The sequence below is a fragment of the Nocardia asiatica NBRC 100129 genome (genome assembly GCF_000308415.1).
Classification (GTDB): Bacteria; Actinomycetota; Actinomycetes; order Mycobacteriales; family Mycobacteriaceae; genus Nocardia; species Nocardia asiatica.
The window spans coordinates 1-3,186 of the sequence record NZ_BAFS01000086.1 but is presented as its reverse complement, the minus strand read 5'-3'; the positions used below and the strand labels follow the sequence as shown (position 1 = coordinate 3,186).

General features: G+C 70.9%; 4 protein-coding genes. 3 read left to right on the top strand and 1 reads right to left on the bottom strand.

The features are described 5' to 3' along the window. Positions 1 to 211: 211 nt before the first annotated feature. The 3 genes from ON27_RS08780 to ON27_RS08770 all read left to right on the top strand — a co-directional run bounded on the left by ON27_RS08780 (position 212) and on the right by ON27_RS08770 (position 2,121). Positions 212 to 1,159: a GlxA family transcriptional regulator gene (locus ON27_RS08780; protein WP_043722276.1), complete on the top strand. Its 948-nt coding sequence runs from the start codon at positions 212 to 214 to the stop codon at positions 1,157 to 1,159. 93 nt (positions 1,160 to 1,252) lie between these two features. Beyond that, on the top strand, positions 1,253 to 1,768 hold the full coding sequence (locus ON27_RS08775) for a gamma carbonic anhydrase family protein (RefSeq protein WP_043722279.1): 516 nt from the start codon (positions 1,253 to 1,255) through the stop codon (positions 1,766 to 1,768). Positions 1,769 to 1,908: 140 nt separating this feature from the next. Then, positions 1,909 to 2,121, top strand: a complete 213-nt coding sequence (locus ON27_RS08770) for a hypothetical protein (RefSeq protein ID WP_245559872.1) — start codon at positions 1,909 to 1,911, stop codon at positions 2,119 to 2,121. A gap of 24 nt (positions 2,122 to 2,145) precedes the next feature. Here the strand turns inward: ON27_RS08770 and ON27_RS08765 are convergent, their stop codons facing one another. Next, positions 2,146 to 3,141: a GAF domain-containing protein gene (locus tag ON27_RS08765; RefSeq protein WP_043722271.1), complete on the bottom strand. Its 996-nt coding sequence runs from the start codon at positions 3,139 to 3,141 to the stop codon at positions 2,146 to 2,148. Between the last annotated feature and the right edge of the window lie 45 nt (positions 3,142 to 3,186).

Here is a 3,186-nt window from a genome sequence, read left to right as displayed (position 1 = left end):
AGCGTGACGGGCCCCGGGTATTCGCCGGGCGCGTCGAAGGTGGGATCGGTCAGCCACGTGCGGCCGGCGTAGCGCAACCGCAGCGTCGGGCCGCCGACATGCAGGACTTCCAGGGTGGTGCGTTCGATCGTGTCGCTCATGCCGTCGATCTTGTCCGGCTCGCCCATCGACCGACAGTGGCCCGTGAGCCGCCTATCGTTAAGATCGGGCCATGCGCACCGTAGCCGTCTTCGCCTATGACGGGATCAGTCCATTCCATCTGTCGGTACCCAGCCTGGTTTTCGGGCGGGTAGGGGTGGGCGGGTCCGCGCCGTATCGAGTCGACGTGTGCGCCGAGCAACCCGGAAGCTTCGCCACGGCTGCCGGATTCGACATCAATGTCCGGCACGGCCTCGATACGCTGACCCGCGCCGGCACGGTCGTGATTCCGAGCTGGCGAGACGGCACGCCGCTGTCGGACGATCTGCGCGCCGCCTTGCACGCCGCCCACGCGGGCGGTGCGAGGATCGTCGGGCTGTGCCTCGGTTCCTGGGCGGTGGCCGCCAGCGGGCTGGCCGACGGACGCGAAGTCACCACGCACTGGGCCGCCGCCGCCGAACTGGCCCGCGCGTTTCCCGCGGTCCGCGTCCGCGCCGACACGCTGTGGTCGGACCTGGGCGACGTGGTGACCTCGGCCGGCGTGGCCGCGGCGCTGGACTGCTGCCTGCACCTGGTACGCGGCGATCTGGGCAGCAAAGCCGCCACCGAACTGGCCAGGGCGCTGGTCACCGCACCGCACCGCAGCGGCTCCCAGGCGCAGTACATCCCGGTCGCGGTCCCCGACGCCACCGAGGACGATCCGATCGAGCGCGCCATGGTCTGGGCGCGGGCACATCTCGGCGACCCGATCGACCTGGACGGCTGGGCGCGGGTCGCGCTCATGTCGCGGCGCACCTTCACCCGCCGCTTCCGCGACCGCACCGGCAGCAGTCCGCAGCAGTGGCTGCTGTCGCAGCGCGCCGACCGGGCGCGACTGCTGCTGGAATCCACCACCGACAGCGTGGAACGCATCGCCGCCGACACCGGCTTCGGCACGGCGGTGAGCCTGCGTCATCACTTCCACCGCATCCTCGGCACCAGCCCCGCCGCCCATCGCACCAGCTTCCAGGGTCGCGGCTGAACTCCCTCCCCGGGTGCTCGTTCGCGCCGCCGGGATCACGGCCCGGCGCGGGGAGCGGACGCCCACCCGGTCACGCCCGTTATGTTCATGAGCATGCGGATTCAGCTGGGCGAACATGCGCCGGAGATCGAGGAGAGCGCGTGGATCGCGCCGAACGCCACCGTGATCGGCCGGGTGCGGCTCGGCGCGGAGGTCAGCGTCTGGTACAGCGCGGTGCTGCGCGGTGACCTGGAGACGATCGAGGTCGGCGCACGCAGCAATATCCAGGACGGCTGCGTGCTGCACGCCGACCCGGGCTTCCCGCTCACCGTCGGCGCCGGAGTCTCGGTCGGTCACAACGCGATCCTGCACGGGTGCACGGTCGGCGACGACGTGCTGGTCGGCATGGGGGCCACCATCCTCAACGGGGCTGTCGTCGGAGCGGGCAGCCTGATCGCGGCCAACGCGCTGATCCCCGAAGGCGCGCGGATCCCGCCCGGATCCCTCGTGGCGGGCGTGCCCGGCAAGGTGCGCCGGGAGCTCCGCGCCGAGGAACAAGATCGCATTCGCCTGAATGCGACTGTCTACCTAGCAAATACAGCTCGACATCGCACGGGAAATGCGATGTGAAACGAGACACACTGATCAAGGGTCCAGCACGAATCGCTGATAGCATTCAGCCAGCGTGCCCGGCGACCCGGGCTCTCCTGTCGACACGGTCGTCGTGCGACTTGTAGCGCAGTGGGGAACCCACCCGGGTCGGTGGGTGGGTGAGCGTGCAGGCAGGAGGTATCACGGTGTCGTACGTGCAGTCGGGCGTGCATCGGCCCATGGGCCGGATCAGCGTCGCCGACATCGCGGCCCAACCCGGCGGAGTCGAGGCACTCCAGCGACGGGTCCATGAGTTACGTGCGCGCGGTGTGGATTTCGCCGCGAATGCGATCGAGAAGGAAATGGCCGAGCTGGATCTGCCGCGCCAGTGAATTCCACGCCACGGTCACCGCGGTTCACGATGCCGCGGTGACCGTGGCGAGTCCGGCCGTGGTGTGCTGATCCAGCGCCATCAACGCGGCCCGTACCCGTACCCGTTGCCAACCACCGTCGAGGCGGCGCAGTCGCACCGTGCCCTCGGTGCGATGCCGCGCCAGCTCGCGCGACATGGTCCGCGCGACGGCCAGATCGTCCGGATGGATCTGCGGTCTCGGCTGCCCGGGAAGATCCTCCCAGGCGATGTCCGGCATGGGCGCGCCCATCCACCGGATCAGCCGTAGCGACCGCAGATTGACGATCGCGCGGTATTCGCCCGGCTCGGTGGCGGCTTCCAGCACGGTGTACTCCAGGATCGTCGGCGGCGGGGCGGCGGAGACCGCGGTGGCCGCGCCGATGTCCTGGGTCACGCCGCGCAGCAGCACGTGCCGCACACCCGAGTCGTCCGGCTCGGCGACGATCCGGCACGCGAAATGACCGGCCCGCAGCGCGTCGTCGTCGCGCCGGATGGTCCAGACCGCCTGGTGCTCGGTGCCCGGCGCCGAGTTGACGATCTTGGCCAGCGCCTCGCTCTCGTCCCGGTTGGTGACCAGCCGGGTGAAGGCGCCGGCGATGGCCAGCTCGGCAGCGCGGTCCCGCGGCGCGACGCCGTACAGGTCCAGCAGGTCGTCACTGCGCACCGAGCGGTTGGTCGTGAGGTCGAAGTACCACGCGCCCATCGGGTCCGCGGCGGCGACCGGCTCCTGCGCCGGGCTCACCCACAGCCGTACGGCATGCGCCCGCCCCGGCGCGATGAGCAGCGGCTCGGCCCGCACCGTGCGCCGACCGTCGTCGGAGACCCGCGCGACCGGGGCACCGGTGGCGCAGGACTGCCGCAGCGCCGCCTGCGCGTCGGCCAGCGACAGCGGATTGCGCACGATGCTGGTCAGCGGCACGAACGACTTCGGCGTGGACCCGACGGCGACAACTCGCCCGGGAGAACCGGAGAAACACTCGAGCAGCAGCCATTTCGTCACCGCTCGCGCCCCGGCGTGCCGCCGTCACACGGCGCGGCGATCGTC